Below are 11,836 nucleotides of genomic sequence, written 5' to 3'. Positions count from 1 at the left end.
GACATTTAACATACATCCAGGTCATTTTGGCAAAGGAGTTTCAGGATGCCGGCGATTTTCAAGATCAGACCAAGAATGCGAACGCTGCTATCACCCGCTGTGAACATGATTGAAAGGGTGGGGCTGGTTGCCTGGATAGGGGTTCTGCTGATAGACCCGATGACGACGCTGGACCTGCCAAACATTATTATCACGCTGTCGCTGTCAGGGGTCTGGTATGTTCATCGCATAACCGCTCACTTCTGGATCTGGAGAGTGCTTGGCATTCTTTATATTGTGTTGTTGTCATTGGGTTTTGCGCACGTCATTGATGCCAATGCGGAGCTGCGCGTCTTCACACTTCCGCTTGCTGTAATCATCGTGGTGAGTAGCGCCATCCTGTTTGTTGCGGTTCAAGACTATTTCCTGTCTGCGCTGCTGGTGTGGGTAATCATGTGGCCCACGCTTGACGTCGGTTTGTATAACGGACTCGAAGTGTATCTCGCCATTTTCTGCATCGCGTCCATGTCTGTCGGCTTTACCCTCAGCTTTACCTATTTAAGGAACATGCGTTCGGTACTGTTGGTGGAAAGCGAGTTCAGAACATTGGCGGAGACCGACTTTCTTACTTCCATTCTTAACCGGCGCGCCTTCATGGCGACCTTCCAAAGTGCATTGGCGGGAGGGCGCAGCGGGTATTTCATCATGTTGGATATTGACGGTTTCAAACAGAAAAACGACCAGTACGGTCACGATGTGGGAGACAAGATTTTATGCGCCATGGCCGCTTGCCTGAAATCGACTCCAGGCAGCCACAGTGTCGGGCGGCTCGGCGGGGAGGAGTTCGGTGTCTTGTTGCTGGGGGACAATGACGCCGTCGCCCATGAATATGCGTTGCGCCTATTGGCAAACATCCGTTGCAGCGTATTGCCTCCGCATCAATACACCTGCAGCGCGGGGGTCGCGCCGTTCTCGGCGACATCGGACATGTCAGCAGTGCTCAAATGCGCGGACATCAATATGTATAAAGCCAAGCATGACGGTAAAGATCGAGTTTTTCAGAATGGCAAACGCATCAAGCCGCTGCTTCCTGCGATTAAATGATCAGGAGGGGGCTCCGGTTGTACATGGTTGCGCGGGGCAGGGATGGTGCCGGCATGCGCCATACCGGCGGTCGCGTCAGCGGATGAAACCTGTGGGGCAAAAAAAAGCGAGCCGATGAAGGCTCGCCAAAGGGAGGTAAACGGTCAGTTGGCAAGCAGTTTGCCGCTGAACAGGCTGATCAGGGTTTTCACCATCAGCACGGTGAGTACCACCGTGAGGAACAGCAGGATCGCTGCGGCGATGACCATCAGCACGCTGCTTTCCTGGGCATGTGCATATTTCAGTGCCGCATTGCTCAGGGCTGCGATGGGAAAGCTGATTGCCCACCACGAAGGGGCAAAGGGCACATCGCGACGGAACACTTTGAAACTCAGCACCACGAACAGGAACAGGCCGAAGTAGAACAACACGCTGGCAAACCGGTCGATCTCGCCGAATACATTGGTGTACGCCAGGAAACCCACTTCAAAAGGTGCAATCAGGACCATCAGCGAAGGCACCATGCCTTTGGCCAGAGGGGCTTCATGCACCAGTCGCGAGAAAATCCGGGTGAAGAAAACCAGCGCCAGCACCGCACCCACGGCGAGGGCAAACAGGTTGAACTCAGCCGCCCAGGCCATGGGCATGTGCGCGCCGGTGACCGCGATATCGAGGGTGGCAACACCTGGAATCAGCCAGGCAGGTACGGCATTCAACGCGTCCTGGTTGCCCGACAACAGGCGCAACACCACGAAGCCTGCGAGCAACACGGTCAGTAAGCTCCCCAGTATCCAGAGCGCCTGTCCGAGCCATTCATTGTGGGGCGCGGCGACTGCCGACAGCAGCAACACTGCAATGGTGACGGTGCCAAAAAAGTTACTGGCGATCGGATGGTTGAACTCGGCTTTTACTGCGCCAGAATGTCTCGCCCATTTGGTCAGGTAACCCAAGGTCAACACCACGAATACCAGGCCGGCCAGGGCACCAATCGCTTCACCCAACGCGCCGCCGACGCCGTAATACTGCCCGCTCAAGCGCCACGCCAGGCTCAGGCCGGCCAAGCCCATGACCGAGCCAAACAAATTGACAGGCAGGTTCTTGATGGACGTCGTGCCGGTGTGTACCGCTTGAGCAGCAGCGGCGCTGTGGGGGGATGCAGTGTTCATGGCAGTCTCCTGTTTGACTGAATTTGCTGTTGAGGCTATTTTCAGCCAAATGAGCCCATGGCTGAAAGAGTTGTATAGCGACGTATTCAGCCAATTAGTCGACGAGGACAGACATCATGCGCATAACGCTCCTGGCATTCCCCCGCGTGCAACTGCTTGACGTCGTCGGCCCTGCCGACGTTTTTGCCGAAGCAGCCAGGCAACTGGGCAATCCACGTGCCTATCGGGTCGAGGTGATCGGTGCCGACAAGGGGATGATCAAAAGCTCAAGTGGTTTGAAGCTGGGTATCGACGAAACCTTCAAAACTCATAAAGGCAGGATCGACACCCTGCTCGTGGCCGGCAGCCCCCACATCGACGAAATTGCGCATGACCCTGTTGTGCAGGATTGGCTGCGCCGGCAGGCGAAATCCGTACGTCGGATCGGCTCGGTCTGCAGCGGCGCTTTTCTGCTGGCCGCCGCTGGCCTGCTCGACGGCCGCCATGTCACCACTCACTGGAATTCCAGCGCAAAACTGGCGGAGCAGTACCCGCAAACCCGCGTTGACCCGGACAGCATCTATATCAAGGATGGCAACATCTACACCTCGGCCGGGGTCACGGCGGGCATGGACCTGGCGTTGGCGCTGGTCGAAGAAGACCACGGCCGAGAACTGGCGCTCAGCGTTGCCCGTGAAATGGTGATGTTCTTCAAGCGGCCTGGCGGGCAATCGCAGTTCAGCGCGCACCTGGCGGCGCAGACCGCCGAACGCAGCGTGATCGCAGACGTGCAGAATTATGTCGTGGAGCACCTGAAGACCGACTTGAGCGTACCCGTCCTAGCCGCCCGCGCCGGTATGAGTGAGCGCAACTTCGCCCGTATCTTCAAGGCCGAAGCCGGTTCGACCCCGGCCGAATTTGTCGAACTGGCGCGGATCGATACGGCCAGGCGGCTGATCGAAGGCTCGGACGTATCACTCAAACGCTTGGCCGATACCGTCGGCTATGCCAATACGGATGGGTTCAGGAGGGCATTCATGCGGCGTCTCGGCGTGGGGCCAAGTGATTACCGAAAGCGCTTTTCATCGGTGTAATCTTGCTTCAGCGCGCGCTTCCGGCCCGATAACACTCACGTGGAAGGCCTGGCGCGTAAACGCAGATAGGGCGTTTTCGGCGAACAAATTCGAGCCGGATTACCTGGGAGTTTCCATGACATTGACCGTCAACACCTTCCTCGAACTGGCCATGGCCAACCCCATCAACGTCGAGATCACTGCGCGCTTGCCGGCGTTGGACGTGCCGCAATGCATGCTCACGGCGGGCTGTCTGTTCCAGGCAGTGTGGAATCATCAGGCGCAGCGGCCGGCGGACGCGGGGGTGAAGGACTATGACGTTTTCTACTTCGATGAAGACCTGTCCTACGAGGCGGAGGATGCAGTGATTCGAAGGGCCGAGACGTTGTTCCAGGACCTGGGCGTCAACGTGGAGGTCAAGAACCAGGCGCGCGTTCACCTCTGGTATGGGCAGTGCTTTGGCCGGCCATACCCGCAATTGCTCTCGGCCAGGCAGGGGGTGGACCGGTATTTGGTGGCGGGCACGTGCATCGCTTTGGACATTGCCACGGGTGAGGTGTATGCGCCTTATGGGTTGGCGGATGTGGAGCAGGGCGTGCTGCGCATGAACCCCGTGCATGCCGAGCCTGAGCTGTTTCTGCGCAAGGCCGGGAGTTATCAGGCGCGCTGGCCCTGGCTCAGGATTGTGGAACCGGACTGATTTTTCACGGCATATTGAATAGATGGCCTGCCTGTCATTTTTGCCGCGTATAGGGAATTTATGCGCGCCCGTTCGAGTCACTGGAAAAGACTGCGTTGCTTTCCACCATTGCCTCTCAAGGACCGACCATGACCTTTTTCATCTTCCTGCTCGCTTGCGCCGCCGCCGCCAGTACCGGTGTGATTTTCAAACCCGGCGCCTGGTACGAATCCCTGGTCAAGCCCAGCTTTACACCGCCCAATTGGCTGTTCCCGGTGGCGTGGACGATCATCTACCTGTTGCTGGCCTGGGCCGGTTACCGCTTGAGCCTGATCCCCGGCAGTGAAACGGTGTTGGCCCTGTGGGCGGCGCAGATTGCGTTGAATACGCTGTGGACGCCGGTGTTCTTCGGCGCGCACCGCTTGCTCGCCGGGATGGTGATCATTGTGCTGCTGTGGCTGACCGTGGCGGCGATGGTGGTGCTGGCGGTGCGCCTGGACCTGATTACCGGCTTGATCCTGTTTCCTTACCTCGCCTGGCTGTGTGTGGCCGCGGCGTTGAACTTCTCGATTTTGCGGAATAACCGTTGATGGCTTACCAATCCTGGCCCGCCAGCGAGGCCGAACTGGCCCAGATGCGTCGCTTCAATCAGAAGCTGTCGTGGATGCCGCGCTTTAAAATTCGCAACCGCGTCACCCCCCGTCTGATCCAGGCGCTGCTGCAAACCAGCCAGCGTTTCAAGAAGGCCCCGGTGGTGGAGCGCAGGCTGGTCGGCGGCGTGCCGGTGCGCATCATGCGGCCCGACGGTGCGCCCAAAGGCGTGGTGCTGGACATCCACGGCGGCGGTTGGGTAATCGGCAATGCGCAGATGAATGACGACCTCAACCTGGGCATGGTGCGCGCCTGCGGCGTGGCGGTGGTGTCGGTGGACTACCGGCTGGCGGTCGACACGCCGGTCGAGGGGCTGCTCGAAGACTGCCTGGCCGCTGCGCGCTGGCTGTTGGCGGACTGCACGGAGTTTGCCGGCCTGCCGGTATTTTTCGTCGGCGAGTCGGCCGGTGGGCATTTGGCGGCGGCGACGTTGCTGGCGCTCAAGCAGTGGCCGGCGTTGCTCGAACGCGTCGCTGGCGCGGTGTTGTACTACGGGGTGTACGACTTGACCGGCACGCCAAGCGTGCGCGCGGCCGGGCCGCAGACGCTGCTGCTGGATGGGCCGGGCATGGTCGCGGCGCTGCGTCTGCTCACGCCGGGCATCAGCGACGAAGCACGTCGACAGCCGCCACTGTCACCCTTGTATGGCGACTTTAGCGGCCTGCCGCCGGCGTTGATGTTTGTGGGCGAGCTGGACCCGCTCAAGGACGACACGCTGCTCATCGCCGAACGCTGGAGCGGGGTAGAAGCGCATCTGCTGCCGGAGTCGGCCCATGGCTTCATTCATTTTCCGGTGGCGCTGGCGGACAACGTGTTGGCGTACAGTCGCAAATGGATCACCCAGCACCTGCATCGAGTGGGAACTAAAAAACTGATCGCTGAGTCAGGTTAATCAGTTGTTTCTCATTATGAGGATTCCCCAATGCCTGCTTACACCTTGAACTACCGGTTCAATGACGAACCGCGCACTCATACATTTGACCTCAAACAGTCCGAGCTGCCGGTGCATGAAGCGGCGGTGCATTTGCTGCAATTGCATTTTGGTGATGCGGAAAACGGCTTGATCCTGCCTGCTGCGGATGCGACGCCGGAGGAAATCCTCGAGCAGGCGCAGGTGGTGGGAATCACCCATATCAAGGTGGAATGAGGCCGCCAATCCGGTAGTGCAGGCGACACCGATGCGCTGGCCTCTGGTGTTCCAATGTGGGAGGGGGCTTGCCCCCGATAGCGGTGGGTCAGTGACTGATGCTTTTACTGACACGGCCTCATCGGGGGCAAGCCCCCTCCCACATTTGGATCACTGCGCTCCGTCGATCGGGTCCGTCAGGTAACGTCTCTGCGCGCCAATTCGGCAGGGCAGGCGACACCGATGCAATGGCCTCTGGTGTTCCAATGTGGGAGGGGGCTTGCCCCCGATAGCGGTGGGTCAGTGACTGATGCTTTTACTGACACGGCCTCATCGGGGGCAACCCCCCTCTCACATGTGAATCACCGCAGCTGTGCCGCCGTCACAGCATTCAGCTGCAGCGCAGGCGCAGGATTTTTGCGCCGTCGAAGGGGTCCGTCAGGTAATGCCCCTGCACGCCGAATGTCTCGTTTAACCGCGCTGGCGTCAGCACCTGCAGCGGCGTGCCCAGCGCCACCAGGCGCCCACGGTCCAGCACCGCCAGGCGATCACAGGTCAGCGCCTGGTTCAGGTCATGCAGGGCGATCAAGGTGGTGACCGGCAAACCCTGTACACCTTTGAGGATGGTCAGTTGATGCTGGATATCCAGGTGATTGGTCGGTTCATCCAGCAACAAAATCCGGGGCCGTTGTGCCAGTGCGCGGGCGATGTGCACGCGCTGGCGTTCGCCACCGGAGAGGCTGCGCCAGGCGCGGTGGCTCAGGTGGGTGGCGTCCACGTCATGCAGGGCCTGGCGCACGATGCGGTCGTCGTCATCGGACCATGGGCTCAACGCCGACAGCCACGGCGTGCGGCCCAGCGCCACGGCGTCGAACACGCGGATGGCGTCGTCGGTGTCGGCCTGTTGTTCCACCACCGCCAATTGCTGCGCGATGGCGCGGCGCGACAACTCACCCAGGCGCTTGCCGTCCAGCTGTACCTCACCGCTGGCCGGGGTGCGCAAGCCGGCGAGCAACTTGAGCAGGGTGGATTTGCCCGAGCCGTTCGGCCCGACGATGCCGAGGGTTTCCCCCAACTGCACCTGCAGATGAATATCGCACAGCAACTCGGCGTCACGCACCTTGAAGCCCAGGCCGGTGCAGCTCAGTACCGTCATCGTGCATTCCTCCGGCCGATCAGTATCAGCGCGAACACCGGCGCACCGACCAGTGCCGTGACCACGCCCACCGGAATCACCTGGCCCTTGATCAAGGTGCGCGACAGCACGTCCGCCGCGATCAGGAACAAGGCGCCACCCAGGGCGCTGGCCGGCAGCAGGCGCGAGTGACCGGTGCCGAGCATCAAGCGCACGGCATGGGGGATCACCAGCCCGACAAACCCGATGGAGCCGACAATCGACACCATCACCGCCGTGACCACCGCCGCGCAGCCCACCAGCACAACCTGCACGCGGCGCACCGGGATGCCCAGCGAGGCCGCCGAGTCGGTGCCGAAGGTAAACGCATCCAAAGCACGGCGGTGCCACAGGCATACCGCCAGCCCCGCGACCGCCACCGGCACCGCCAGCCACACCGATGGCCAACGCACGCCGCTGAGGTTGCCCAACAGCCAGAACATGATGCCGCGAGCCTGTTCGGAACTGGCGGATTTGGTAATCAGGAACGCGGTGAGCGCATTGAACAACTGCGAACCGGCAATGCCGGCCAGGATGATCTGGCCGGTGCCGCTGGACGAGCCGCTGGCCCGCGCCAGCAGGATCACCAGGGCAAACGCGGCCATGGCGCCGACAAAGGCACCGGCCGACAACGAAATCAGCCCGCCGCCCACCCCGATCAGCGCGATCAGCACCGCACCGGTCGAGGCGCCGGCACTGATGCCCAGCAGATACGGGTCGGCCAACGGGTTGCGCAGCAACGACTGCAGGATCACTCCACAGGTTGCCAGGCCCGCGCCACAGGCACCGGCGACCAGGGCACGGGTGAGGCGGTAGTTCCACACCACGCCTTCATCGATGGGGTCGAGCACGTAGCCGGCCGCCCACAGTTTGTTGGCGAGCACCTGGAGTACCACCTGCGGCGAGATAGCGGTTTCGCCGATGGCCACGCCGGCAAGCAGGGCGATCAACAGCAGCGTAAGGGCGAGCAGGGTGCGTATCATTGCGGCAGGTTGTAGCCGTCGATGGCGGCGGCCAGCTGTTCCAGGCCGTCGAACGTGCGCAGGCTGGCCTGCAGCGCCAGGGCGTCAAGGATGATGATGCGGTTGTGCTTCACCGCGTCCATGTTGCGCGTCACCGGGTCGCTGCGCAGGAAGGCCAGCTTCTTTTCATGGTCGTCGGCGGGGTAGCGACGGCGGTCCATGCGTGCGATCACCAGGAAGGTAGGGTTGGCCTTGGCAATGGTTTCCCAGCCGACGGCGGGCCATTCTTCGTCGGACTGCACCACGTTGCGCAGGCCAAGGGTTTGCAGCATGAATTGCGGAACACCTTTGTGACCTGCCACGTAAGGGTCGCTGGCCATTTCGGCGCTGGAGAACCACACCAGCGCGCTGGCCTGCTTCAAGCCTTTGCCCTGCGCGGTGGCGATCGACTTGGCCAGGCGCGCCTTGAGGTCATCGGTCAGTTGCTGGCCGCGCGCCTGCACGTCGAAGATCTCGGCCAGTTGGCTGAGGCTCTTGTAGATCGTCTCGATGCGAAACGGCTCCAGCCGCGTGCCGTCGGCGCCCACCAGGTTGTCCTTGCCTTCGCAGTCGGAGGGCAGCAGGTAGGTGGGGATATTCAGTTCGTGAAACTGTTCGCGGGTGCCCACCACACCTTGGGGGCCGACCACCCATTCCAGCTCGGCGGCCACCAGTTGCGGGCGCTTGGCGATGACTGCCTCGAAGCTCGGCTCGTTATTGGCCAGGCGCTCGATGCTGGCGTTCTGCGCCTTGTACTGCGCCAGTACATCGTTGAACCACAGCGACGTGCCGACCACTTTATCGCCCACGCCCAGCGCATACAGCATCTCGGTGGCGGCCTGGCCGATGGTCACGCTGCGCGCGGGAGCCTGCGCAAAGGTGATGGAGCTGCCGCAGTTCTCGACGGTCAGCGGGTAGTGGGTCGGTGCGGCTTGGGCCAGGGTGCAGACACCCAGGCCGATGATCAGGGCCGTAACGCGTGGCAGCATGGGGCAATCTCCGTTTGAACCGTCGATGAAGCAGGGCAGGGACGGTTCGGAAATACACCCACACGCGCCGCCGGCCGGGCAGCGCAAGGATGGCCTTCCCGGACACCCCGCCGGTTAGTGAGTCACTTGGCCGGCAGGTCTCCTGACTGATGCGTCGTCGCCAGGCTCCGGCCTTCCCGGACAACGTCCAGTGGCAGTGGGGAGCAGGCTCAGCACCTACAGTTGCGGGGGCAGTTTCGATTGACGTCGCGGACGGCGTTTCGAATTCCCTATTAGTCCCGTGCGGGAACCGGCGGCGCTATGGTAGTCGATCACGACCTGTAGGCGCGAGCTTGCTCGCGAAGGTCGTCAACGATAACGCGGGGCCCCGGTGCGCCGTGGTCAGAGTCGGATATCCTGCGGCCCCCGCACCAGCGCTTCGATCCGCGTCCCCGTGGCGCGCTCCTCGTTGCTGAAACCGTCGTAGTCGGCCAGGTTGCCGAAGCGGATACCGGTCAGTTGTTCGATCTGCAACACGCTGCACCGGTAGGTTTTGAGCGGGCCGAACACCAGGTCCAGTTGGCCCAGTTCGTTGCGTTGGTCGATCATGTAGGCGCTGGCGGAGGGTTTGCCGTCGTCGCTGAGGTAGGCCACCACTTTCCAGAACGCCTGGGGGATTTTCACGCCACGGTACAGGCGGTCGTCGTCGGCGAACACCGGGCCGCTGAAAACGCTGGCGCGGGCTTTCCAGCGCTGGGTGTTGTCGAGGATGTAGTCCTCCAGTTCCAGCCAGGTCTTCTGGTTGAAGCCGCTCATCTGCGGCGAGCAGTTGGTGAAGTGAAAGGTGTCGATGTTGGCGGTATTCGCCTCGTCCCCCCAATTGGGGTCCTGGCGCCGCACCAGATGACCACGGTCCAGGCCATTGCTGGCGTAGAGGTCTTCGCCCACCTGGGCGTCGAGGGGCAGGCGGCCATCGTAGGCCCAGGTGTCGTTGCTGCGCACGATATCCACGTGCTTGTCGCCGTCGATGTTGACGCCGACGTAGAGTGCCAGGCGTCGCGAGCGCGACATGCTGATGGAAAAGTGCGTGTAGTCCAGGCGTCCGGGCTGGGCATCGCCTGCCAGGGCCGTGTCCAGCGTGGGCCAGGGCACTGCGAAGCTACCGAGAAAGTCCTCGGCGTAACCGCGCCGGTTTTGCAGGTCCTTGGCGGCGGTGACACGCGGCGTCGCGGCCCTGGCCTCCAGCAGCGAAGGGGCGGGCGCGATCAGAGGGCTAAGGTCGGCAAGCCTTGGGCGGTAGGACAGGTCGATTTTGACGTGACGTGCGGGCATGGGGGATTCCTGATGGGCCTTGGATAAACACGACTGCAACATGATTTCATGACAATTTGTCCCAGGCGGCGGACGCGCGTCTATCCTGAAGTCGTTAACCGGCCGTTCACCACACGCCAAAAAGGAGCCAGCTTATGTGTGTTCGCCACCCGCGAAATCCGATTTTCTGCCTGATCCCGCCGTACATGCTCGACCAGATCGCGCGCCACGGTGACAAAGCCCAGCGCGAGGTTGCGCTGCGCACGCGCGCCAAGGACAGCACGTTCCGCTCCTTGCGCATGGTCGCCGTGCCCGCCAAAGGCCCGGCCCGCATGGCGCTGCTGGCGGGCGCCGAGAAACAGCGCTCGATCTACAGCGCCGACAACACCGACAGCCTGCCCGGCAAGCTGATCCGTGGCGAAGGGCAACCCGCCAGCGGTGATGCCGCGGTGGACGAGGCCTACGACGGCCTGGGCGCGACCTTCGATTTTTTCGACCAGGTATTCGATCGCAATTCCATCGACGATGCCGGGATGGCGCTGGATGCCACCGTGCACTTTGGCCAGGACTACAATAATGCCTTCTGGAACTCGACCCAGATGGTCTTTGGTGATGGCGACCAGCAGTTGTTCAACCGCTTTACCGTGGCGCTGGACGTGATTGGTCACGAGTTGGCGCACGGGGTGACCGAGGATGAAGCCAAGTTGATGTACTTCAATCAATCCGGTGCACTGAACGAATCGTTGTCGGACGTGTTCGGATCGCTGATCAAGCAGTACGCGTTAAAGCAAAAGGCCGAGGACGCCGATTGGTTGATCGGCAAGGGGCTGTTTACCAAAAAGATCAAAGGCACCGCGCTGCGCTCGATGAAGGCCCCCGGCACGGCGTTTGACGATAAATTGCTGGGCAAGGACCCGCAGCCGGGGCATATGGATGACTTTGTGCAAACCTATGACGACAATGGCGGCGTGCACATTAATTCCGGCATTCCCAACCATGCGTTCTATCAGGTTGCTACGCGTATTGGCGGGTTCGCCTGGGAGCGTGCCGGGCGTATCTGGTATGACGCCCTGCGTGATTCGCGGTTGCGGCCGAACTCGGGGTTTCTGCGTTTTGCACGTATCACTTACGATGTCGCCGGGCGCCTTTATGGCGCGAACAAGGATGAGCAGAAGGCCGTGAAGGAAGGTTGGAAAGCGGTCGGTATCAACGTCTGACACTCCGCCAGGGCGGTGAGGAACAGCCATGCGAATCTCGATCAAGGAAAACGGCGGCCCGGCGTTCTTTCCGGGTTTGGCCAAACCTCGCAGTGTCGAGCTCGATGCACTGCCCGAGCAGGATCAGCAGGAGTTGCGGCAACTGATCGAGCAGTCGAAGTTTTTCCAGTTGCCGCAAAGTACTCAACCCTCCGGCAATCCCGGGCAGGTGCATTACACGCTCACTGTGACCGAGGGCGAGCGTGAACACACCGTGTGCGTATTGGCGCCGGTGAAGTCGCAGGCACTGGACGGGTTGGTGCAGTGCGTGCGGCGGCATATTCGCTGATTGCTTAGAATAGGTACGGCCTCCAAGGTTGTCTGGATCCAAATGTGGGAGGGGGCTTGCCCCCGATAACGGTGTGTCAGTGACAGATGTCTGGCTGATCC

The 11,836-nt window shown here is 61.4% G+C and carries 13 protein-coding genes and 1 riboswitch; of the genes, 8 read left to right on the top strand and 5 right to left on the bottom strand.

Going from position 1 to position 11,836, the window contains the following annotated elements; genetic code table 11:
• Positions 1 to 45: 45 nt before the first annotated feature.
• On the top strand, positions 46 to 1,083 hold the full coding sequence (locus tag BFQ00_RS03085; RefSeq protein WP_065932568.1) for a GGDEF domain-containing protein: 1,038 nt from the start codon (positions 46 to 48) through the stop codon (positions 1,081 to 1,083).
• Between the two features lie 143 nt (positions 1,084 to 1,226).
• Here the strand turns inward: BFQ00_RS03085 and BFQ00_RS03080 are convergent, their stop codons facing one another.
• On the bottom strand, positions 1,227 to 2,228 hold the full coding sequence (locus BFQ00_RS03080; RefSeq protein ID WP_065932567.1) for an SLAC1 anion channel family protein: 1,002 nt from the start codon (positions 2,226 to 2,228) through the stop codon (positions 1,227 to 1,229).
• 116 nt (positions 2,229 to 2,344) lie between these two features.
• Between BFQ00_RS03080 and BFQ00_RS03075 the strand changes: the two genes are divergently transcribed.
• The 5 genes from BFQ00_RS03075 to BFQ00_RS03055 all read left to right on the top strand — a co-directional run bounded on the left by BFQ00_RS03075 (position 2,345) and on the right by BFQ00_RS03055 (position 5,757).
• A complete protein-coding gene (locus BFQ00_RS03075; protein ID WP_065884144.1) occupies positions 2,345 to 3,301 on the top strand; it encodes a GlxA family transcriptional regulator in 957 nt (318 codons plus the stop codon).
• Between the two features lie 115 nt (positions 3,302 to 3,416).
• Positions 3,417 to 3,980: a nucleotidyltransferase family protein gene (locus BFQ00_RS03070; RefSeq protein WP_065932566.1), complete on the top strand. Its 564-nt coding sequence runs from the start codon at positions 3,417 to 3,419 to the stop codon at positions 3,978 to 3,980.
• A gap of 128 nt (positions 3,981 to 4,108) precedes the next feature.
• A complete protein-coding gene (locus BFQ00_RS03065) occupies positions 4,109 to 4,549 on the top strand; it encodes a tryptophan-rich sensory protein TspO (protein WP_065932565.1) in 441 nt (146 codons plus the stop codon).
• Complete coding sequence (locus BFQ00_RS03060; protein WP_065932564.1) at positions 4,549 to 5,502, top strand: alpha/beta hydrolase; 954 nt, start codon at positions 4,549 to 4,551, stop codon at positions 5,500 to 5,502. The genes BFQ00_RS03065 and BFQ00_RS03060 overlap by 1 nt, the downstream gene beginning before the upstream one ends.
• Positions 5,503 to 5,532: 30 nt before the next feature.
• Entirely contained in the window at positions 5,533 to 5,757 is a 225-nt protein-coding gene (locus BFQ00_RS03055) for a hypothetical protein (protein WP_065884138.1), read from the top strand.
• A gap of 370 nt (positions 5,758 to 6,127) precedes the next feature.
• Here BFQ00_RS03055 and BFQ00_RS03050 read toward each other — a convergent pair whose 3' ends face one another.
• The 4 genes from BFQ00_RS03050 to BFQ00_RS03035 form a co-directional block, all read right to left on the bottom strand.
• Positions 6,128 to 6,892, bottom strand: coding sequence for an ABC transporter ATP-binding protein (locus BFQ00_RS03050; protein ID WP_065932563.1), 765 nt, complete (start codon positions 6,890 to 6,892; stop codon positions 6,128 to 6,130).
• The gene (locus BFQ00_RS03045) at positions 6,889 to 7,893 is read right to left on the bottom strand and encodes a FecCD family ABC transporter permease (RefSeq protein WP_065894088.1); all 1,005 of its coding nucleotides are present in this window, start codon (positions 7,891 to 7,893) and stop codon (positions 6,889 to 6,891) included. Before BFQ00_RS03045 ends, BFQ00_RS03050 begins: the two co-directional genes overlap by 4 nt.
• Positions 7,890 to 8,900 carry an ABC transporter substrate-binding protein gene (locus BFQ00_RS03040; RefSeq protein WP_065932562.1) on the bottom strand — a complete coding sequence of 337 codons (1,011 nt, stop codon included), beginning with the start codon at positions 8,898 to 8,900 and terminating at the stop codon, positions 7,890 to 7,892. Before BFQ00_RS03040 ends, BFQ00_RS03045 begins: the two co-directional genes overlap by 4 nt.
• A gap of 114 nt (positions 8,901 to 9,014) precedes the next feature.
• A riboswitch (cobalamin riboswitch) is annotated at positions 9,015 to 9,209 on the bottom strand.
• A 72-nt stretch (positions 9,210 to 9,281) separates the two neighbouring features.
• Entirely contained in the window at positions 9,282 to 10,211 is a 930-nt protein-coding gene (locus tag BFQ00_RS03035) for a DNA/RNA non-specific endonuclease (RefSeq protein ID WP_065932561.1), read from the bottom strand.
• Between the two features lie 134 nt (positions 10,212 to 10,345).
• Between BFQ00_RS03035 and BFQ00_RS03030 the strand changes: the two genes are divergently transcribed.
• Both BFQ00_RS03030 and BFQ00_RS03025 read left to right on the top strand, forming a co-directional pair.
• The gene (locus BFQ00_RS03030; protein WP_065884131.1) at positions 10,346 to 11,407 is read left to right on the top strand and encodes a M4 family metallopeptidase; all 1,062 of its coding nucleotides are present in this window, start codon (positions 10,346 to 10,348) and stop codon (positions 11,405 to 11,407) included.
• Positions 11,408 to 11,435: 28 nt separating this feature from the next.
• Positions 11,436 to 11,735: a protealysin inhibitor emfourin gene (locus BFQ00_RS03025; protein ID WP_065884129.1), complete on the top strand. Its 300-nt coding sequence runs from the start codon at positions 11,436 to 11,438 to the stop codon at positions 11,733 to 11,735.
• Positions 11,736 to 11,836: the final 101 nt, after the last annotated feature.

This window comes from Pseudomonas sp. 28 E 9, from assembly GCF_900004785.1.
Taxonomy (GTDB): Bacteria; Pseudomonadota; Gammaproteobacteria; order Pseudomonadales; family Pseudomonadaceae; genus Aquipseudomonas; species Aquipseudomonas orientalis_A.
The sequence above is the reverse complement of the archived record's forward strand: the minus strand, read 5'-3'. Positions and strand labels throughout refer to the sequence as shown.

What these genes read in the sequence shown, in the direction of transcription:
- BFQ00_RS03085 (WP_065932568.1), top strand. Translation starts at nt 46, where the DNA reads ATGCCGGCGATTTTCAAGATCAGACCAAGAATGCGAACGCTGCTATCA.
- BFQ00_RS03055 (WP_065884138.1), top strand. Translation starts at nt 5,533, where the DNA reads ATGCCTGCTTACACCTTGAACTACCGGTTCAATGACGAACCGCGCACT.
- BFQ00_RS03045 (WP_065894088.1), bottom strand. Translation starts at nt 7,893, where the DNA reads ATGATACGCACCCTGCTCGCCCTTACGCTGCTGTTGATCGCCCTGCTT.
- BFQ00_RS03075 (WP_065884144.1), top strand. Translation starts at nt 2,345, where the DNA reads ATGCGCATAACGCTCCTGGCATTCCCCCGCGTGCAACTGCTTGACGTC.
- BFQ00_RS03060 (WP_065932564.1), top strand. Translation starts at nt 4,549, where the DNA reads ATGGCTTACCAATCCTGGCCCGCCAGCGAGGCCGAACTGGCCCAGATG.
- BFQ00_RS03025 (WP_065884129.1), top strand. Translation starts at nt 11,436, where the DNA reads ATGCGAATCTCGATCAAGGAAAACGGCGGCCCGGCGTTCTTTCCGGGT.
- BFQ00_RS03065 (WP_065932565.1), top strand. Translation starts at nt 4,109, where the DNA reads ATGACCTTTTTCATCTTCCTGCTCGCTTGCGCCGCCGCCGCCAGTACC.
- BFQ00_RS03035 (WP_065932561.1), bottom strand. Translation starts at nt 10,211, where the DNA reads ATGCCCGCACGTCACGTCAAAATCGACCTGTCCTACCGCCCAAGGCTT.
- BFQ00_RS03040 (WP_065932562.1), bottom strand. Translation starts at nt 8,900, where the DNA reads ATGCTGCCACGCGTTACGGCCCTGATCATCGGCCTGGGTGTCTGCACC.
- BFQ00_RS03070 (WP_065932566.1), top strand. Translation starts at nt 3,417, where the DNA reads ATGACATTGACCGTCAACACCTTCCTCGAACTGGCCATGGCCAACCCC.
- BFQ00_RS03080 (WP_065932567.1), bottom strand. Translation starts at nt 2,228, where the DNA reads ATGAACACTGCATCCCCCCACAGCGCCGCTGCTGCTCAAGCGGTACAC.
- BFQ00_RS03050 (WP_065932563.1), bottom strand. Translation starts at nt 6,892, where the DNA reads ATGACGGTACTGAGCTGCACCGGCCTGGGCTTCAAGGTGCGTGACGCC.
- BFQ00_RS03030 (WP_065884131.1), top strand. Translation starts at nt 10,346, where the DNA reads ATGTGTGTTCGCCACCCGCGAAATCCGATTTTCTGCCTGATCCCGCCG.